The 21,696-nt window shown below is 71.1% G+C and carries 7 protein-coding genes; all 7 read left to right on the plus strand.

Going from position 1 to position 21,696, the window contains the following annotated elements:
* Window positions 1–228 precede the first annotated feature (228 nt).
* The 7 genes from DIE03_RS15230 (at window position 229) to DIE03_RS15260 (ending at window position 21,551) form a co-directional block, all read left to right on the plus strand.
* Window positions 229–9,897: a non-ribosomal peptide synthetase gene (locus tag DIE03_RS15230; protein ID WP_124451642.1), complete on the plus strand. Its 9,669-nt coding sequence runs from the start codon at window positions 229–231 to the stop codon at window positions 9,895–9,897.
* Window positions 9,898–9,906: 9 nt separating this feature from the next.
* On the plus strand, window positions 9,907–14,916 hold the full coding sequence (locus DIE03_RS15235) for a non-ribosomal peptide synthetase (RefSeq protein ID WP_124451644.1): 5,010 nt from the start codon (window positions 9,907–9,909) through the stop codon (window positions 14,914–14,916).
* Window positions 14,906–15,940 (plus strand): GNAT family N-acetyltransferase, encoded by a 1,035-nt coding sequence (locus DIE03_RS15240; RefSeq protein WP_124451646.1) that lies wholly within the window; start codon window positions 14,906–14,908, stop codon window positions 15,938–15,940. Before DIE03_RS15235 ends, DIE03_RS15240 begins: the two co-directional genes overlap by 11 nt.
* 32 nt (window positions 15,941–15,972) lie before the next feature.
* Complete coding sequence (locus tag DIE03_RS15245) at window positions 15,973–17,349, plus strand: lysine N(6)-hydroxylase/L-ornithine N(5)-oxygenase family protein (protein ID WP_124451648.1); 1,377 nt, start codon at window positions 15,973–15,975, stop codon at window positions 17,347–17,349.
* Between the two features lie 22 nt (window positions 17,350–17,371).
* Window positions 17,372–19,609, plus strand: coding sequence for a TonB-dependent siderophore receptor (locus tag DIE03_RS15250; RefSeq protein WP_124451650.1), 2,238 nt, complete (start codon window positions 17,372–17,374; stop codon window positions 19,607–19,609).
* Between the two features lie 86 nt (window positions 19,610–19,695).
* Window positions 19,696–20,535 (plus strand): N(5)-hydroxyornithine transformylase PvdF, encoded by an 840-nt coding sequence (locus DIE03_RS15255; protein WP_124451652.1) that lies wholly within the window; start codon window positions 19,696–19,698, stop codon window positions 20,533–20,535.
* Window positions 20,535–21,551: a GNAT family N-acetyltransferase gene (locus DIE03_RS15260; protein ID WP_124451654.1), complete on the plus strand. Its 1,017-nt coding sequence runs from the start codon at window positions 20,535–20,537 to the stop codon at window positions 21,549–21,551. Before DIE03_RS15255 ends, DIE03_RS15260 begins: the two co-directional genes overlap by 1 nt.
* The last annotated feature ends 145 nt before the right edge of the window (window positions 21,552–21,696 follow it).

Genomic DNA, 21,696 nt, shown 5'->3' on the forward strand with positions numbered 1-21,696 from the left:
GCAAATCTGACGCGAAAGCCGCGGGCGAGGCGGGCCCCGTTGCGGCTTTCCTCCCTGATAGACGAACGGGCCACGCAAATATTTAGCAGCACCGTCAAGAAAAACGGCCGCACGCACTTTGCGCGCAAAACGGTAAAAAATCGGCCGCGTCGTTCGTCACACCAGTGAAGCCGCCCCAAGCGGCCCCGAGACTTGGCCGAAGCGGCCGGACCGAAGGACTTCACGCACATGACGAGTTTCCCGACTGCGCTGCATCACCGAATCCGCGAACTGGCGCGCCTCGCGCCCGACGCACCCGCCATCGCGGCTCCTTTCCAGAATGACCTGCGCCTGTCGCGCGGTGCACTCGACGCACGTGCGTCGCACCTCGCCCGGCAACTGCGCGCGGCCGGCGTCGGCGCGGAAGTGCGGGTCGGCGTGTGTATCGAGCGTTCGTGCGAACTGTTTGTCGCGCTGCTGGCCGTATTGAAGGCGGGCGGCGTGTTCGTGCCGCTCGATCCGCGTCATCCGGCCGCACGCCTCGACTGGATCGTCCGGGATGCACAGCTGCGGCACGGCATCGTCGATGCGGCCGGTCGTGCGGCGCTCGGCACGCCGTTCGAACACGCGTTCGATCCGGCAACCGCAACCGCGGGCGAGCCGGCCCTCGGTGCGGACCATGAAGAAGCCGTGCCGGTCCACCCGCGTTCGGCCGCCTACATGATCTATACGTCGGGCTCGACCGGCACGCCGAAGGCGGTGGTCGTCGAGCACGGGCCGCTTGCCGCGCATTGCGCCGCGCTCGCAGCCGCACTGCCGATCGAGGCCGGCGACCGTCTGCTGCATTTCGCGTCGGTCAACTTCGATGCCGCGCATGAATGCTGGCTGGCGCCGCTCGCGATCGGCGCGAGCATCGTCGTGGCGCCGCCGCAACCGTTCGCGCCGGACGCCGCGCATGCGCTGCTCGTGCGCGAGTCGGTCAACGTGGCCGCGTTCCCGCCTGCCTACCTGCGCGAATTCGCGGCCGTTGCCGCGCGCGACGGCGTGCCGCCGGCGCTGCGCGTGCTCGCATTCGGCGGTGAAGCGCTGCCGCAGCAGGCATTCGAATTCGTGCGCGGCACGTTCCCGTCGGTACGCCTGATCAACGGGTACGGGCCGACCGAGGCCGTGATCTCGCCGATGCTGTGGCCGGTCGAGCCGGGCGAGACGCCCGTGCTGGCCGCGGACGACGCGTATGCATCGCTGCCGATCGGCCGCGTGATCGGCCCGCGCGTCGCGCGTGTCGACGGCGCCGCGGACGACGGCGCAGGTGAGTTGCTGCTCGGCGGCGTCTGCGTTGCGCGCGGTTATCACGGCCGTCCGGCCTTGACGGCCGAACGCTTCATTCCCGATGCGGACGGCGAGCCCGGCGCACGCGTCTACCGCACCGGCGACCTCGCACGGCTGCGCGACGACGGCGCATTCGACTATCTCGGCCGCCTCGACGATCAGGTCCAGGTGCGTGGCGTGCGCGTGGAGCCGGCGGAAATCGCCGCGTGCCTGCGCTCGCATCCGGCCGTGGCCGACGCGGCCGTGGTGGCCGAGACCGGCAACGGTCCGACGCGGCTGATCGCGTGCGTCGCGCTGCGCGCGGCGGCCGACGATGCGGCATTGAAGGCGCATGTGGCCGCGCAATTGCCGGCTGCGTGGCAACCGCACCGGTTCGTGCGCTGCGACGTGCTGCCGTATACGTTGAACGGCAAGCTCGATCGTGCCGCGCTGCGCGAGCGGATTGCCGCTGCCCGCGACACGACGCAAGGTGCCGGCGATGCGCCGCGCACGCCGGCCGAACAGCAGATAGCCGGCTTCTGGCAGACGCTTCTGGGCCTCGATGCCATCCCGTCGCGCGACGACCGGTTCTTCGCGCTGGGCGCCGATTCGCTCGCCGCGATGCAGTTGCAGGCCGCGATCCGTGCGGCCATGCGCGTGAACCTGCGGCTGGACACGCTGTTCGCCGATCCGGCGCTCGCCGAGCTGGCCGAGCAGGTCGATCGCGCGGAGCGCGAGACCGGCGAACCGCTGGCTGCCATCGGCGCGCGCCGTGCGCCGGCCGATGCGGCTGCCTCGCGCGCACCGCATGTCGACCGTGCGGCCTCGCTCGCGCAACAACGCTTCTGGGTGCTCGCGCAAACGCGTGACGCGAGCGCCGCGTATCACATCGCCGCGCACTGGACGATCGACGGCGCGCTCGACCGCGACGCGCTGCAGCGCGCGCTCGATCACGTGATCGGGCGTCACGAAGCGTGGCGCACGACGCTCGTCGACAACGACGACGGCGTCGTGATGCAGCGAATTCATGCGCACTTGCCGGTGTCGATCGCCGACGTCGACTTGCGCGACCAGCCGCCGGCCGCGCGTGATGCCGAAGCCGCGCGTCTCGCCGAACGCGACGCGGCCGAGCCGTTCGACCTCGCGCGCGGCCCGCTGCTGCGCGCGACGCTCGTCGCGCTTGCCGATAACCGCCACCGCCTGCTGCTGACCGCGCATCACGCGATCACCGACGGCTGGAGCTCGCGCTGCGCGTTCGACGAGCTGTCGGCTGCGTATCGCGCGTATGCCGAAGGCCGCGAACCGTCGCTGCCCGACCTGCCGATCCAGTACGCCGACTATGCGGACTGGCAGCGCGCCATGCTGGCCGGCGGCGAGGGCGCACGCCAGCTCGACTACTGGCGCGACGCCTTGCGCGACGTGCCGGGCCCGCTCGCGCTGCCGGTCGACCGCCAGCCGGGCGCCGTGCGCACGCTGCAGGGCGCGCGCGTGTCGGTGCGCCTGCCCGACGCGGTCGCGGCCGACGTGCGGCACCTCGCACGCGACGCGCAGGCCACCGTCTTCACGGTGCTGCTCGCCGCGCTCGATGCGTGGCTGTCGCGCCTGACCGGCGCAACGGACGTCGTCGTCGCGGTGCCGGTTGCGCACCGCCAGCGTCCCGAAACGCGCGCGCTGCTGGGCCTGTTCCTGAATACGGTCGCGCTGCGCGTGCAAGTGGCGCCGACGCTGCCGTTCCGCGCGCTCGTCGATGCGGCGCGCACGGCGGCGCTCGACGCGGTGGCGCACCAGGACGTGCCGTTCGAGCGCGTCGTCGATGCGGTGAAGCCGCCGGTCAGGCGCGGCGACGAATGGCTGCGCGTGAAGTTCGCGCAGCAGTTCGATGCGCGGCACGACAGCGTGCTGCCGGGCGCGACGGCAATCGCGACGCCGGGGCCCGACCTCGCCGCGCGCTTCGACTTCGCAGTCGATTTCACCGACGATGCAACCGGCATCGAACTGGTCGCGGCCTATGCGACGGACTGCATCGACGCGGACACCGCGCGCGCCTGGCTCGACAGCTATGCGGCGCTCGTCGGCGCGGCCGCGCGCGATCCGCAGCACACGACGGCCGCGCTGCCGTGCGACGCATCGGCCGCATCGCGCCAGCCGCGCAACGGTCGCGCATTGCGCATCGAGCATGCCGACATCGTCGCTGCGTTCGCGCGGCAGGCGGCTGCATATCCGCATCGCATCGCGCTGGCCGACGCATCGGCATCGCTGACGTTCGCCGAACTCGACGACGCGTCGAACCGCGTCGCACGCGCACTGATACAGCGCGGCGTGAGCGCCGAAGCGTCCGTGATCGTCTGCATCGAACGGTCGGCGCGTTTCGTCGTCGGCCTGCTGGGCGCGCTGAAGGCCGGCGCGCTCGCCGTGCTGCTCGATCCGGCGCAGCCGGCCGCACGACTCGGTGCCGCGGCAGCCGACTGCGGCGCGCGCTGGGCGCTCGTCGCGGACATCGCCGCGTGGCCGGCCGGCATCGCCACGCAGCCGCTCGACGTCGACACGCTGGCGCAGGATGCGACGCTCGCCCACGCGGCCGGCGTGCGCGTCGCGCCGCATCCGGAACAGGGCGCGTACCTGATCTATACGTCGGGCTCGACCGGCACGCCGAAGGGCGTCGTCGTCTCGCACGGCGCACTGGCCGACTACGTGCAGGGGATGCTCGACGAACTCGCGTTCGCACCGGACGCATCGTTTGCGATGGTGTCGACCGTCGCGGCCGACCTCGGCCATACGTCGCTGTTCGGCGCGCTGTGCGCGGGCCGCACATTGCACCTGCTGCCGGCTGCCTGCGCGTTCGATCCGGACCTGTTCGCCGACGAAATGCGTCGCCGCGAAGTCGGTGTGCTGAAGATCGTGCCGAGCCACCTGCAAGCGCTGCTCGACGCGCGCGTGCCGGCCGACGTGCTGCCGCGCCACGCGCTCGTGACGGGCGGCGAAACGCTCACGTGGGCGCTCGTCGCGCGCCTGGCCGCGCTCGTGCCGGCCTGCCGCGTGATCAACCATTACGGGCCGACCGAAGCGACCGTCGGCGCGATCGCCTGCGACACGGCGTCGATTGCCGCCGAGGCACGCAATCCCGCGAGCGGCGTGCCGCTCGGCCTGCCGCTGCCGAATGCACGTGCGCTCGTGCTCGACGCGTTCGGCGCGTGCGTGCCGGCCGGCGCGACGGGCGAGCTGTATCTGGGCGGGCCCGGTGTCGCGCGCGGCTATCTCGGCCGCCCGGCACAAACCGCCGAGCGCTTCGTACCCGATCCGTTCACGCCCGGTGCGCGGCTGTATCGCACGGGCGACCGCGTGCGGCTGCGCACGGACGGCCGCCTCGCGTTCCTCGGCCGCATCGACGACCAGGTGAAGATCCGCGGCTACCGCGTCGAACCGGGCGAAGTGAGCGCGGCCGTGCGCGCGGCCGGGCCGGTCGCACAGGCCGAAACGCTCGCGATCGAACACGACGGCCGCTTGCGGCTCGCGACGTTCGTCGTGATGCGCGACGGCGCGGCATTCGACGAAGCCGCCGTGCGCGCAGCGCTCGCGGCAACGCTGCCCGACTACATGGTGCCTGCGCAGTTCGTCGCGCTGGCTCGGCTGCCGGTGACGGTGAACGGCAAGATCGATCGCGCGGCATTGCGCGAACTGGCTGCCGCACCCGTTGCGGTCGCGTCCGGTGACGCACCGCGGGGCGCGGTCGAAACCGTGCTCGCCGAAGTCTGGCAGGCCGTGCTGAAGGCACCGAACGTCGGCCGCGACGACAACTTCTTCGAACTCGGCGGCGATTCGATCCTCGTGCTGCAGGTGATTGCCCGTGCGCGCAAGCGCGGCGTGCGCTTCACGCCGAAGCAGTTGTTCGACGGCCCGACCGTCGCCGAACTCGCGCGCATCGCGAAGACAGACGACGCGGCCACTGCCGTACCGCCCGCGAGCGCGGTCACGACGTCAGCCGCGACGCCGACTGCCGCGCCGGTCCTGACGCCCGCGCAGCAACGCTTCTTCGCGCTCGATATCCCGCATCCGGGCCACTGGAACCAGTCGGTCGCGTTCGACGTGCGCGGCTCGTTCGATGTCGACGCGTTCGCACGCGCATTCGACGCGTTGCTCACGCATCACGACGCATTCCGCCGGCGCTTCGCGCGTGGTGCGGACGGCACGTGGCAAGCGAGCGACGCCGCGAAGCCGTACGACGCATTGCCGTTCGTCGAAGTCGCCGCTCGCGACGACGCCGATGCGCTCGCGCGCTTCGACGCGTTGCAGCGCCGTCTCGACCTCGGCCGCGGGCCGCTCGCCTGCGCGTGCGCGGCGCGTCTGCCGGACGGTTCGACGCAGCTTTATCTGGCGATTCACCATGCGATCGTCGACGGCGTGTCGTGGCGCATCCTGCTCGACGATCTCGACACGGCCTATCGCGCCGCATGCGAACGCACGCCGGTCCGCCTGTCGCAGCCGGGCCTGCGCGCCGACGCCTGGGCCGCACGGCTCGCGCGCGCCGCGACGGACCCGGCGTCGCCGTTCGCGGGCGAAGTCGCGTACTGGGCCGGCATGGCGCAGGGTGGCGATGTCGTACCGGATCATCCCGACGCAGCAGCGACGAACGCTGATGCGTCCGTCGTCGTGCAGACGATCGACGCGGCATTGACCCGCGCGGCGCTGACCGATGCGCATGCGGCTTATCGCACGCAGACGATCGAAGTGCTGGGTGCGGCGCTCGCGCTGGCACTCGCCGGCGCACGCGATGCCGCGTCGTGCCGCGTCGAACTGGAAGGACATGGCCGCGAAGCGCTGTTCGACGACGCGGACGCGAGCCGCACGATCGGCTGGCTGACGAGCCATTACCCGGTGACGCTGCCGGTCGAAGCGACCGCCCGCGACACGCTGTGCGCCGTCAAGGACACGCTGCGCGCGGTGCCGCACAAGGGGCTCGGCTTCGGCGTGCTCGCCCATTACGGCGATGCGGCGACGCGCGCGGCGCTGGCCGCCGTGCCGCGCCCGCGCGTCACGTTCAACTATCTCGGCCAGTTCGATGCGCCGCGCGATGCGACGCTCGTGCCGCGCTTCGGCGGCACCGGCGTCGAGCGCGATCCGCAAGGCCCGCTCGGCAATACGCTCGCGATCCACGCGTACCTCGATACGGACCGCGACGGCGCGCGCACGCTGAAGGTGCACTGGGTCTACGGTGCGCCGCAGTTCGAACGCGCGACGATCGACGCGTTCGCCGAACGCTTCGCGTCCGCGCTGCGCGAGCTCGTCGACGCATGCGCGTCGCGCGTCGCGCATCGCGGTGCCGGCGCGACGCCGGGCGATTTCCCGCTCGCGCAGGCCGCGGGCCTCACGCAAGCCGCGATCGAACGCACGCCGCTCGACTGGCGCGCGATCGACGACGTGTATCCGCTGTCACCGATGCAGCAGGGCATCCTGTTCCATGCGCTGTTCGCACCGGGCCACGCGAGCTACGTGAACCAGCTCGTCGCGACCGCGACCGCGCTGGACGCCGACCGGCTCGCCGCCGCGTTCGACGCGTCCGTTGCGCGTCACGACATCCTGCGCACGAGCGTAATGCCGGACGAGGCTGCGCCGCTGCAGTGCGTGCATCGTCATGCCCGGATGCCGGTCGAGCAGCTCGACTGGCGCGAGCGCGGCGACACGCTCGACGCCGATTTCGACGCTTGGCTCGCGGCCGACCGCGCGCGCGGCTTCGACTGGCGCGAGCCGCCGCTGATGCGGCTCACGCTGATCCGTGTGTCGAACGACGCATGGCGCGTCGTGTGGACGCGTCATCACGTGCTGCTCGACGGCTGGAGCACCGCGCGCCTGCTCGCCGACGTGCTGCGCGACTATCGCGACCCGGATGCCGTGTCGCCGTTCGCGAGCCGTCCGGCACTGCGTTACCGGGACTTCATCGCATGGCTCGGCACGCGCGACCGCGATGCCGACGAGCGTTTCTGGACCGAACGTCTTGCCCGTCTGGATGCGCCGACGCTGATTGCCGAACGCACGGCCGATCGCGCCGATGCCGAGATGGCCACGTGGCGCGCGACGCTCGATGCGGACGCGATGGCGCGCGTTGCGCAGACGGCGCGTGCCTTGAAGCTGACCGTCAACACGCTGGTGCAGGGCGCATGGGCGCTCGCGCTGCAGCGGATGACGCACCAGCCGGCCGTCGCGTTCGGCGCGACCGTCGCGGGCCGTCCCGACGCGCTCGCGGACGTCGACGCGGTACTCGGCCTGTTCATCAACACGTTGCCGGTGATCACCGCACCGGCCCCGCAGCAACGCGCGGCCGACTGGCTGCAAGCGCTGCAGCGCGAGAACGCGGCCGCCGCCGAGCATGCGCACACGCCGCTCGCCGACATCCAGCGCTGGGCGCGCGGAGCGGGCGGCGCACTGTTCGACACGCTGGTCGTGTTCGAGAACTACCCGGTCGACGACACGGCGCGCGACGCCGATCCGCGTGCGTTGGCATTGAGCGGCGTACGCAGCATCGAAGCGACCGATTTCGCGCTGACGCTGGTCATCGAAAGCGGCGCCGAACTGACGATCGACTACGGTTACGACACCGCCCGCGTCGATGCACGGCAGGTCGAGACCTGGCACCGTGCGTTCGCCTGTGCGCTCGATGCGCTGGCGCGCACGCCGGACGCGCTGCTCGGCACGCTGTCGATCGCCGACGATGTCGCCCGCGACGCACTGGCGCTCGCCCAGGATACGGCGCGCGCATGGCCGGCGCCGCAGCGGCAGCCGCTGCACCTGCAATTCGCCGACGCCGCGCAGGCGACGCCCGACGCGATCGCGCTCGAATATGCCGACGTTCACGGCGGCGTGCATCGCGCGACCTATCGCGAACTCGACGTGGCGACGTCGCGCATCGCGGCCGCGCTGCGCCGGCGCGGCGTGCAGCCCGACACGCCGGTCGCGCTGTGCGTCGAGCGTTCGTTCGACATGGTGATGGCGCTCGTCGGCGTGCTGAAGGCCGGCGCCGCGTACCTGCCGGTCGACCCCGACTATCCGGCCGAGCGCATTGCGTACCTGCTGCGCGACGCGCGGCCGGCCGTCGCGATCACGCAGGCCCATCTGCGCGAGCAGGTCGAGGCCGCGCTGGGCGAGGGCGCCGACACGCAGTTGCTGACGGTGGCGGACCTGCTTGCGGACGCAGCGGGCGACACGCCTGCAGGCGAGGCCGCCGCGATCGACGACGCGCAGCTCGCGTACCTGATCTACACGTCCGGCTCGACCGGCAAGCCGAAGGGCGCCGGCAACACGCACGGCGCACTGGCGAACCGGATCGCGTGGATGCAGCACGCGTACCGGCTGACGCGCGACGACGTCGTGCTGCACAAGACGCCGTTCGGCTTCGACGTGTCGGTCTGGGAATTCGTGTGGCCGCTCGCGATCGGCGCGAAGCTCGCGATCGCCGCGCCCGGCGACCATCGCGACCCGGCGCGTCTCGCGGCCGCGATCCATGCGCACGGCGTGACGGTTCTGCATTTCGTGCCGTCGATGCTGGCCGCGTTCGCCGCGCATCTCGACGATTTCTCGGCCGCCGCGCAATGCGACAGCGTGCGCCTGATCGTCGCAAGCGGCGAGGCGCTCGCACCCGAACTCGTCGCGAAGATGGCGCGCCTCTTGCCGAACGCGACGCTCGTGAACCTGTACGGGCCGACCGAAGCCGCGATCGACGTGTCGCACTGGACTTGCGGCCCCGCCGACGCGCACGCGGTCGCGGTGCCGATCGGTCATCCGATCGCGAACCTGCAACTGCACGTGCTCGATGCCGCGTGGCAGCCGGTGCCGGCCGGCGCGACCGGTGAACTGTATCTCGCGGGCGCGGGCCTCGCGCGCGGCTACCTCGGCCGTCCGGCGCTGACCGCCGAGCGCTTCGTGCCCGATCCGTTCGTGCCTGGCGCGCGCATGTACCGCACCGGCGACCTCGCGCGCCGGCGTGCCGACGGCGCACTCGACTACCTCGGCCGCGTCGACACGCAGGTGAAGCTGCGCGGCCAGCGGATCGAGCCGGGCGAGATCGAAGCGCTGCTGCGCGCAGCGCCCGGCGTGAACGATGCGGTCGTGATCGTGCGCGACGAGCAACTGATCGGCTATGTCGCCCGTGGCGACGCAGGCCCGCTCGACCGCGCGGCGCTGCTCGACGCACTGCGCGCGCAACTGCCGGCCTACATGGTGCCGTCGCAGCTGATCGAGCTCGACGCGTTGCCCGTCACGCCGAACGGCAAATGCGACCGCCATGCGCTGCCGGCCCCGGTGCGCGAAACAGCCGGAACCGTCGAACTCGCGACCGATACCGAGCGCGCGCTCGCGGAAATCTGGCAGCGCGTGCTGCACGTGGACGCGATCGGCCGCGACGGCGATTTCTTCCTGCTCGGCGGTCACTCGCTGCTCGCGACGCAGGCCCATGCGCAAGCCAACCTGCACTGGGGGCTCGCGCTGCCGCTGCGCACGCTGTTCGACACGCGCACGCTGGCGCGCTGCGCGGAAGCGATCGACGCGGCGTGCGCGGCGCGCGGCGAGACCGATGCGGCGAGCGCGATCGACGCGCTGCTCGGCGAACTGGAAACCCAATAAGGACGACGGATGACGAAGGTTCAACCCGACTGGCTCGCGCTCGCGACGCGTTTCGCGCAACTGCCCGACGCGCAGCGCGCGGTCTTCATCGACAAGCTCGGCGCGGCCGGCATCGACTTCCGCGTGCTGCCGATCCCGCCGCGCACGCCGCGCAGCGATCGCGTGCCGGCGTCGTTCGCGCAGACGCGGCTGTGGCTGCACGCGCGGCTGATCGATGCGCCCGATGCGTATCACATCACCGAGCGCCTGGCGTTGACGGGCCCGCTCGACGTGCATGCGCTGCGGCTCGCCTGCGATGCGCTGATCGCCCGTCACGAAGCGTTGCGCACGACCTTCGACGAAGCGCAGGACGGCGTCGCGCAGACGATCCACGCGCCGCTGCGCTGCCCGTGGTGCGAAACCGATCTCGAGGCGCTGCCGGACGCACAGCGCGTGGCGCGCGCGGAAACGGTCGCGACGGCCGACGAAGCCGAGCCGTTCGATCTCGGCACGGCACCGCTCGTGCGTGCGCACCTGGTGCGCTTCGACGCGACGCATCACTGGCTCGCGCTGACCGTGCATCACATCGTGTCCGACGGCTGGTCGTCGGGCGTGATGCTCGAAGAACTCGCGGCGTTCTATCGTGCGTATGCGTCCGACCGGCCGGTGCCGCTCGCGCCGCTGCCGATCCAGTACGCCGACTACGCGCTGTGGCAGCGCCGCTGGCTCGATGCCGGCGAACGCGACCGCCAGCTCGCGTTCTGGCGCGAACGGCTCGATCCGCAACGCGGCGTGCTGACGCTGCCGGGCGCGATGGCAAGGCCGGCACGCCGCAGTGCGCGCGGCGCGCGCCATGTGTTTTCGCTCGACGCGCGCGTCGGCGCGCAACTGCGTGCCTTTGCCGCTGCGTCGGGCGCGACGCCGTTCGCCGTGCTGCTCGCCGCGCTCGATGCGCTGCTGGCGCGTGCGACCGGCGACGCGCGGATCTGCGTCGGCGTGCCGGCCGCGAACCGCGAGCGCGCGGAAGTCGCCGGGCTGATCGGCTTCTTCGTCAACACGCTGGCGATCGACGTCGACGTGCCCGCGCACGGCGATTTCTCGTCGCTGGTCGCGCGCACGCAGCGCGCGCTCGTCGACGCGCAGATGCACCAGGACGTGCCGTTCGAGCAGGTGGTCGACGCGCTCGGCGTGCCGCGCAGCGCGAGTCACCATCCGCTGTTCCAGGTGATGGCCGCGTATGGCGAACGCCGTGCGCTGCCGGCGCTCGGCGCGGCTTCGGCCGCGTTGCTGCCTTCGGGTACGCCGTCCGCGAAATTCGACCTGACGCTGTCCGTCGAGGCGACGCCCGACGGTACGTTCGACGCGGCATTCATCTATGCGCTCGATTTGTTCGATGCCGACGCGATCGCGCGACTGGCCGCACGCTTCGTCACGCTGCTGACCGATGCGCTTGCACGCCCCGACATACTGGTCGGCGATCTCGACTGGCTGCCCGCCGCCGAACGCGCGCAGCTTTTTGCGTGGAATGCGCCGGCAGGCGCGACCGCAGGCGAACCGTTCGTCCCCGTGCATGCACGCATCGCCGTGCATGCCCACGCGCGGCCCGACGCTCGCGGCGTGGCCGATATCGACCGCGCGCTGACACGCGGCGAAGTCGACGCCCGTGCGGCGCGCCTGGCGCGTCACCTGGTCGAGGCCGGCGTACGGCCCGAGATGCGCGTTGGCGTCGCGCTGCAACGCTCGGTCGACCTGCTCGTCGCGCTGATCGCCGTACTGAAGTCGGGTGCCGCGTTCGTGCCGCTCGATCCCGCGCATCCGCGCGAACGGCTCGCGCAGATCGTCGGCGACGCGAACATCGCGCACGTGCTGACCGACGGCGCGAGCGCCGTGTCGCTGCCCGCATTGCCGGCGCTGCGCGTCTGGCGTGCCGATGCGATCGATACGCTCGACGAAGCAGCACACGTCGCGCTGCCGGACGTGCTGCCGGGGCACGCGGCCTACGCGATCTACACGTCGGGTTCGACCGGCAAGCCGAAGGGCGTGATCGTCGACCATGCGTCGTTCGCGCTGCATTGCGCGGCGATCGCCGCGCGCTACGGCGCGGGCGAGAACGACGTGTTCCTGCTGTTCCAGTCGGTCAACTTCGACGGCGCGCACGAAGGCTGGTTTTCGCAATACATGTCGGGTGCCGCCGTGTCCGTGACGGCCGACGTGCTGTGGCCGCCCGCGCAGACCTGCGCGATGATGGTCCGCGACGGCGTGACGATGACCTACGTGCCGCCCGGTTGCGCCGCGCAGCTCGCCGAATGGGCGCTCGCGCACGGTGCGCCGCCGACGCTGCGTTCGCTGACCGTCGGCGGCGAGGCGACCTCGCGCGAGGCGTTCGCGCTGCTGCGCCGCGCGTTGCCGAACGTGCGCGTGGTCAACGGCTACGGCCCGACCGAGACGGTCATCACGCCGACGCTGTGGATGTTCCGGCCCGGCGACGATCTCGCGAAGCTCGGCGACGCCGCGTATCTGCCGATCGGCACGCTGGTCGGCGCGCGTACGGCCCACGTGCTCGACGAGCGGCTGCATCCGCTGCCGGTCGGCGTGATCGGCGAACTGTACCTGGGCGGCGAGGGGATCGGCGTCGCGCGCGGCTATCTCGACCGTCCTGCACTGACGGCCGAGCGCTTCGTGCCCGACCCGTACGGTGCGCCTGGCGCGCGGCTGTACTGCACCGGCGACCTCGTGCGCCGCCGCGCGGACGGCGTATTCGACTTCATCGGCCGCGTCGATCACCAGGTGAAGCTGCGCGGGCTGCGCATCGAGCTTGGCGAGATCGAAGCGCAACTCGCCGCACACGACTCGGTGCGCGAAGCGTGCGCGGTCGTGCACGGTCAGGGCGCGCTCGCGCAGCTCGTCGCGTATGTCGAGCTGACTGCCGATGCGCAGGCGGCTGCACAGCCGGTCGAAGCCGCGACGCTCGATGCACACCTGCGCCGCACGCTGCCCGACTACATGGTGCCCGCGCAACTGATCGTGCTCGACGCGCTGCCGCGCAACGCGAACAGCAAGGTCGACCGCGCGCGGCTGCCGGCGCCGGTGCGCGTCGAACGCGCATACGAGGCGCCGCACGATGGCGACGAAGCCGCGCTCGCGGCGATCTGGTGCGACGTGCTGAATCTCGAGCGTGTCGGCCGTGGCGATCATTTCTTCGATCTCGGCGGCCATTCGCTCGCCGCCGTTCGCGTCGCGACGCGCGTGGCTGAGCGGCTCGGCCGCGACGTGCCGGTGCGAGCGCTGTTCGAGGCGCCCGTGCTGGCGCAGTACGCGCTGCAGGTGGCCGATGCGCCGCGCGCCGTGCATGCCGGCGCCGCGGCGCCGGGCGTCGCGGTGGCCAGGCCCGATGCGCACGGCGTGTGGCCGCTGTCGCCCGCGCAGCTCGGCCTGTGGTTCCTGTGGCGCGCGCAGCCGGACAGCGCCGCATACAACATTCCGGTTGCGCTGCGCGTGCGCGGCCCGCTCGACGTCGATGCGCTGCGCGCCGCGTTCTCGGATACGGCCGCCGTGCATCCGGCGCTGCGCACGCGACTCGTTGCGCGCGACGGCGCGCTGCCGGGCCAGCGAATCGATGCGGACGTTTCTGTCGAACTGCCGGTGATCGACTTGTCGACGCAAGCCGATGCGCTTGCCCGCGCGGCCGTGCTGACCGACGAGGATGCACTCGCGCCGTTCGACCTCGCGGCCGACGCGCCGCTGTGGCGCGCCCGCGTGCTGCGGCTCGGTACGGACGACCACGTGCTGTCGGTGACGATCCATCACATCGTGTCGGATGGCGAATCGATCGAGCTGTGGCTCGATGCGGTGCGCGCACGCTATGTCGCCCGTGTGCAGGGCAGCGCCATGCCGGCCGACGAGGCCGTCCAACCGGCCGTCCAACTGGCCGTCCAACCGGCGGTACCGCTCGTGCTGCCGGCACCGTGCCATCCTGCCCGCGTCGCGTATTGGCAGGATGCGCTGGCCGATCTGGCGTCGCGCGTGCTGCCGCAGCGCATGGACGCGCCGGCCGACCCGCAATGGCGCGCCGCCCGCATCGCGTTCGAATTCGATGCGCACCTGATCCGCGCTGCACGCGGCGCCGCATCGGCCGCGCACGCGACGCTGCCGATGCTGCTGCACGCGGCGCTCAATACCGCGCTGTTCCGCACGACGGGGGCGGCCGACCAGCCGGTCGGCGTGCTGGCGTCGACGCGTGAGCTCACCGGCGACGCGGCGCGCGAAGCGCTCGGCCTGTTCATCAACTCGGTCGTCGTGCGCACGCGGATCGACCCGGCTGCCCGCCGCGCGGACGTGCTGGCGCAAGTGCGCGACACGGCGCTTGCTGCGTACGCGCATGCCGACGTGCCGTTTGCCGACGTCGTCGCCGCGCTGCGCGCACCGCGTGCCGCGCAGGCCAATCCGCTGTTCCAGGTGATGTTCAACTACCTGCGTCCCACCGGCGCCGCCGCGCGCGACTGGGCCGGCCTGTCGCTCGCCGGATTCGACGACGTACGCCATCGCGTCGTGTTCACGCTGGAGCTGGACGTCGTCGAGCACCCGGACGGCCGCGTGAGCGCCGCGTTCTCGTATGCGGACGAACTGCTCGACCAACGTTTCGTCGAGGCGCTCGTCGACGTCTATCACGACGAAGTCGCCCGCTTCGCCGGCGCGCCGGAAGCGGCGCTCGGTGTGCCGGACGCACGCGTGGCCGCGCACGCCGCGTTCAGCACCCAGGCAGGCGCGCAGGCACGGGGCCACGTACCGTCGTCGCACGCGGCGGTCGTACTCGCGGCCTTGTGGTCCGACACGTTCGCGACGGCCGCGCCCGAGGCCGATGCGGACCTGTTCGCGGCCGGCGCGACGTCGTTCGACGTCGTGCGCTTCGTCGACGCGGCCAGCCGTGCCGGTCATGCGCTGACGGTCGCCGACGTGTTCGCGGCGCCGACGCTCGCGGCCCTCGGCGCACGGCTCGCTGCACGAGCGGAAACAGGACAGGAGGCGCGCCATGCTGGCTGAAGTCCGTCCGGACGGGTTCACGATGCTCGATACGTACCGCCTCGCGTTCGCGGACGGCCTGTTCGCGATGCGCGACGGCACGGAGATCCGCGTCGCGCAGGGCGACGGCATCGGCGCGCAGCTGCTGCGTGCGCAGCTCGGCGACGACGGCGCACTGCGCCTCGTCGCCTACAACCATCGCGCGGCGCCGGCCGACCAGCGCCGTGCGCTGCTGGCGGCGCTGGCCGCGGCATTCTCGGACAGTGCACGCCACGCGGCGATCCGGCTCGATCCGGCCGCGTGGCCGGCGGTCGCGCTCGATGCGTTGCGCGCGAGCGGCGTGCTCGCCGACGCCGGCCGCTGCGTGCGCGACGGCTGGGCGCAACAGGCCGACCTGTGGCTCGTCGGCCCGCACTTGCCGTGCGCGACGCTGCCGATGCTCACCGATGGCCGGCGTCACCCGCGCCGCCCGCCGGCGCCGCGCGGCGACGTCTACGCGCGCGACCTGCCGGCGCTCGGCGTGCGCTTCACGTTGCGCGGCTGGCAGCCGGCGGAGGACGCCGAACGGCTCGCGCGCTGGTTCGACGAACCGCGCGTGCGCGACGGCTGGCCGGGCGCGCAACGCGGCACGGAAGGCGCCGGAGGTGTCGCCCCCGACGCCGATCCGCACGTGACGCCGCTCGTCGGCTGCTTCGACGACGAACCGTTCGCGTACTTCGAGGCCGTCTGGCTGAAGGAAGACGCGCTTGCGCCGCACGTCGCGGCACGCGACTACGACCGCGGGCTGCGGATGCTGGTCGGCGAGTCGCGCTGGCGCGGCCCGCAGTACGTGGCCGGCTGGCTGCCGTCCGTCGTGCATTACCTGTTTCTCGACGACCCGCGTACCGAAGCGGTCGGCTGTGCCGTTCCGGCCGGCCACGCGCGGGTTGCCGACCATCTCGCGCGGCATGGCTTCGCGCGGCAGCGCCGCCTGGCGCTGGCCGACGCGCAGCCGCTGTGGATGCGCACGCTGCGCGAGACGTTCTTCTCCGGCCGTCACGTCTGACGGGCCGGATTCACCGACAAGGGAACTGAGACATGCAGAGAGAAACCGTATTCGACCTGATCGGCGTCGGCTTCGGGCCGTCGAATCTGGCGCTGGCCGTGCGCCTCGCGGAGCGCAGCGGCGCGCGCACGTTCGCCCATTGCTTCGTCGAGCGCCAGCCGGAATTCGGCTGGCATCGCGGGATGCTGCTCGACGACTGCCGGATGCAGATCTCGTTTCTGAAGGATCTCGTCACGATGCGCGATCCGAAAAGCCGCTACACGTTCATCAACTACCTGTTCGAACGCGGCCGCCTGAACGAATTCGTCAACCTGAAGAACTTCTACCCGACCCGCGTCGAATTCCATGACTACCTGAGCTGGGTGGCCGACGCGTTCGACGACCGCGTTCACTACGGCGAGACCGTGCTGGCGATCGAGCCGGTACGCGGCGACGGCGCGACGATCGACGCGCTGCGCGTGCTGTCGCGCGACGCGGCCGGCCACGAGCGCCAGCGTGTCACGCGCGCACTGTCGGTCGGCGTCGGCGGCACGCCCGCGATTCCCGACGCGTTCGCCGCGCTCGGCCGCGACCGCGTGATCCATTCATCGTCGTACCTGACCGACATCGACCGGCTCGTCGCGTCGCCCGACGGCGAGCGCCGCCGCGTCGCGGTGATCGGCGCGGGGCAGAGCGCGGCCGAGGTGTTCATCGATCTCGCGCGCCGCTTCCCGCACGTCGACGCGAGCCTCGTGATGCGCGCAGGCGCATTGAAGCCGGCCGACGACAGCCCGTTCGTCAACGAAATCTTCAGTCCCGAGTTCACCGATGTCGTCTATGCGCAACCGCACGACGCGCGCCGCGCGCTGCTCGAGCGCTATCGCGACACGAACTACGCGGTGGTCGACCGGCCGCTGATCGAGCAGATCTACGAAATGCTGTATCTGCAGCGCATCGACGGCACGCCGCGCCACGCGCTGCTCGCGAACAGCGCGATCGAGGCCGCGGTGCGCACCGCCGACGGCCGCGTCGAGCTGACGCTGCGCGACCGGATGAGCGGCGCCACGCGCGTCGAGCGCTTCGATGCGCTCGTGCTCGCGACCGGCTACCGCCGCGACACGCATTCGGCGCTGCTCGAAGGGCTCGCGCCGCACCTGGGCGATGCGCTCACGCGCGGCGACGTCACGCGCGACTACCTGCTCGCGACGCCCGAGCACTTCACGCCGCGCATCTACCTGCAAGGCTGCTGCGAAGACAGCCACGGCTTGTCTGACACGCTGCTGTCGGTACTGGCGCGCCGCGCGGACGAAATCTGCGCGTCGCTCGAAGACGGGATCGCGTCCGCCCATGACGAAGGCGCGACCCGGGCACTGCATGAAAAACGACGGGAAAACGGGGTGAGCGCGGGCCGGATGGCTTTCGCTCTTTGACAAAGGCGCGGTCGGAGACCGCATGAAAAAAGTGGAGCAGAGAAAGATGGAGTGGGCAACAGGCACGCGTTTGCGTGCGATCGCAGCCGCGGCAAGCGTGGCGTTCGGGATGGCGGCGGCAGGGCACGCATACGCCCAGACGGCGCCGGCCGGCAGTGCGCAAAACGGCGCGACGACGAGTACGTCGACCGGCGCGCAAAACGGCACGCTGCCGGCGATCACCGTCAACGCGGCCTCGGCAGGCGACGGCACGGTCGGGCTCGTCGCGAAGCGCAGCAGGAGCGGCACCAAGACCGACACGCCGCTCAACGAGATCCCGCAGACGATCAACGTCGTCACCGCGCAGCAGATCGAGATGACCGGCGCCACCGACGTGAACGCGGCGCTGCGCTACGTTCCGGGCTTCTCGTCGTACGGTTCGGACAACCGCTCGGACTGGTACGCGGCGCTGCGCGGCTTCACGCCGACCGCCTACGTGAACGGGCTGCAGGTGCCGAACACGATCAACCTCGCGAGCTGGCGCGTCGATCCGTACATGATCGACAGCATCAGCGTGCTGCGCGGGCCGACCTCGGTGCTGTACGGCGCGGGCGACCCGGGCGCGATCATCGACGTACAGACCAAGCTCGCCGACGGCGAGCGCGTGCGCGAAGCCGGGGTGCAGATCGGCAACTACGCGCGCAAGCAGTTCATGATCGACGTCGGCGACAAGCTCGACCCGGACGGCAAGTACGCGTACCGGTTCGTCGGCGTCGCGCGCGACGGCAATGCGCTGACCGGCCCGAACAACGACCAGCGCGTCGCGCTCGCGCCGTCGTTCCGCTGGCGCCCGGACGCGGATACGTCGCTGACGCTCTCCGCGACGTACCTGCAGGACTGGGGCGACATTTCGTCGAACTTCGTGCCCGCGCAGGGCACGGTGCTGCCGAACCCGAACGGCCAGATCAACAAGGACGTCTACGAAGGCGACGGCGCCTTCAACTACTACCGCAAGAAGCAGTGGTCGGTCGGCTACCAGTTCGAGCGCAACCTGACGCCGGCCTGGACGTTCCGCCAGAACACGCGCCTGATGCACCTGTCGCTCGACAACGGCTCGGTGTTCGGCAACGGCTTCGTCGACGGCAGCACGACCGACGTGTCGCGCTGGGCCGGCGTGTTCCAGATGAACTACAGCCGCTTCGACATCGACAACAACCTCGAGGGCCGCTTCGCGACGGGCCCGCTGCAGCACACGCTGCTGCTCGGCTTCCAGTACAACCGCCAGACCGCGACCGACAGCGAGTGGCTCGCCGCCGCGCCGCCGCTGAACATCTACAACCCGGTGTACCAGCCCGTCACGACGGCGGTGTTCACGCCCGACGCGACGTTCCGCACCAACACGTACACGACGATGAACACGTTCGGCCTGTACGCGCAGGACCAGATCAAGTGGAACCGCTGGACGCTGACGCTCGGCGGCCGCGAGGACTGGGTCAACATGCGCCAGGACGATCGTGCGGCGGGCACGTCGACGAAGGCGGACGTCACGGCGTTCACCGGCCGCGTCGGCCTCACGTACCAGGGCGACTACGGGCTGTCGCCGTACATCAGCTACGCGACGTCGTTCAACCCGCTGATCGGCGTGAACCTGCTCGGCGGCGGGCTGCCGCAGCCGACGCGCGGCAAGCAGATCGAGGCCGGCCTGCGCTGGCAGCCGCCCGGCAAGAACCTGATGCTGAACGCGGCGATCTACCAGATCAACCAGACCAACGTGCTCACGCCGGCGCTGCCGAGCCAGGACAACACCGGCACGAAGTCGGTGCAGACGGGCGAGGTGCGTTCGCGCGGGATCGAGCTGAGCGCGACCGGCAAGGTCACGCGGAACCTGTCGGTGATCGCGTCGTACGTCTATCAGGACGTGAAGAACGTGCAGGCCAACGACGTCTCGCTGAACAACTGGCCGGTCGACATTCCGCGTCCGCGCCAGATGGCGTCGCTGTGGACCGACTGGACCTGGCACACGGGGCCGCTCGCGGGCTTCGGCCTCGGCGGCGGCATTCGCTACCAGAGCGCGTCGGCCGGTGCGGCCGACAACTCGCTGACGGTATCGAGCGTCACGCTGTTCGACGCGGGCCTGCATTACGACATGCGTAACTGGCGCTTCGCAGTGAACGGGACGAACCTGTTCAACCGCCATTACATCAGCGGTTGCCAGTCGATGAACGTCTGCGTGTTCGGGACCGACCGCACGGTCATCGCGACCGCGAAATACAACTGGTGACGTTGCGTGCCGCGGCCAGCCGGCCGGCCTTCGTGGCCGGCGCGGGCCGGCCGCGGCGCCTTCGTCCGCTTTTCCACGACGCCTCCATGCCGAAGAAAAATCTCGTCTACATCCAGTCGCTGCGCAACGGCGCGGCCGATCGTGCCGGCCAGCCGGTCGCCTATCGCGGCGGCACGCGCTACATGAAGGCGCCGCTCGAATTCCTCGTCGAGCGCCTGAACGATTCGTCGCTGGGCGAACGCTATACGTTGCAGGGCGTGATCGTCGACGACGACGAAGGGTCGCCCGCCGACCGCGCGAAAGTCGCCGACTACGGCTTCGCACGCACGCCGGGCCGGCCGTGGATCCTGCCGGAAGGCCTGACGGTGCAGGGCCGGCCGGTCGACGAACTGTTCTGCACGATTGCGTCGACGTACCGGCGGCTGCCGCGCGACGCGCGCGAGCGCGTGGCCGGCAAGCAGGCGTTCGAGCGACGCCTGCTCGAGCGTTTGCTCGAACTCGACGCCGACATCGTCGTGCTCGACGGGCTGCTCGTGATCCTCGACGAGCTCGTGCGGCCCGGCGCGCGCTTTCACCGGCGCATCGCCAACATCCACCCGGGCATCACGGCCGACGATTCGCCGTACCAGCGGCGCGGCGCGTGGGCGACGCTCGACGCGCTGCACGGCGCGCGCGGCGAACGGGTCGACTGGGCGAGCGGCACGACGTCGTCCGTCGCGCCCGTGACGATGACGGGCGCATCGTTTCACTACGTCGACAACGGCATCGATTCCGGCGAGGTGATCAGCGACGTGCTCGACACGCCGATCGCGCCGGACGACACGATTCTCGAACTGCGCTGGAACAACTTCCAGCGCAGCCTGTTTCCGGCGCTCGAGCGGGGGCTGCACGTCCTCGCCGACCGCCACGACGCGGGAGTACTTTGATGGAAGACACGCTGACGAAACCGGCCGGCGCCGCCGACGCCGTCGAAGGTGAGGTGGCTGCCGCGCTCGACGGCGCCGCGCAGAGGCAGGGCGTGTCGATCGTCGAGCACACGCTCGATGCATGGCGGCCCGACGATGCGCCGGACGCGCTGCTCGCGGCATTCGTCGCGCTGTTCAACACCGACACGCGGCACGACATCGCGATGATCTCGGTGCCGCTCGCCGGCGCGGACGCGGCAGCCGTCGAGTCGTACGTCGCGCGTGCAGTGCGCGAGGGCGTGATCGACGGCGCGCAGGTCGCGGGCGACACGCTGCGGCTCACCGTATCGCGGACGACGTTCTGGCAGAACCCGCGGCCGTGGCTGAAGGCGCCTGCATCGGGCGGGATGCCGCTGCGCTACGCGATCACGGACGGCCACCGGCATCCGGTGCGGCCGCCGTCGCCGGCCGGCGAGATCTATGCGCGATACATGCCGCAGGTCGGGATGACGTTCAGCCTGCGCACCGTCGACATCGACGCGCACGCGGACCTGTTCAGCGGCTGGATGAACCTCGATCGCGTCGCGCATTTCTGGGATCAGCGCGGCACGCGCGACGAGCATGCGGCGTATCTCGCCGAGCGGCTTGCCGATCCGCACATGCACCCGATGATCGGCTATTTCGACGACACGCCGTTCGGCTATTTCGAGTTCTACTGGGCGAAGGAGGACCGTCTCGCGCCGTTCTACGACGCGCACGACTACGATCGCGGGCTGCACCTGCTGATCGGCGACTCGCGCTTCCAGAGCGCCGGCAAGCTGCATGCGTGGTGGAGCGGGGTGCTGCACTACATGTTCGTCGACGAACCGCGCACGCAGCGGCTCGTCGGCGAGCCGCGCGTCGATCACGTGCGGCACATCGCGTACATGCACCGGCTCGGGTTCTACACGCTGAAGGAGTTCGACTTCCCGCACAAGCGGGCAGCGCTCACCGTGATCGAGCGCGATACGTTCTTTGACACTTTCCGGTTACCGTGACGGGGCGCCGCGCGCAGCGTCGATGCGGCGTTGCGCGCGGCCTTGCGATGCGTGTGCATTAGCCGTCCGGGATATGGATCGCGCGGCCTGCGTCGTGAAGAATGGGTCGCTCCTCTCATCGACGACAGGCCGGCGACATGAATCA

The sequence above is a fragment of the Burkholderia sp. Bp8992 genome, assembly GCF_003853705.1.
Lineage (GTDB): Bacteria > Pseudomonadota > Gammaproteobacteria > Burkholderiales > Burkholderiaceae > Burkholderia.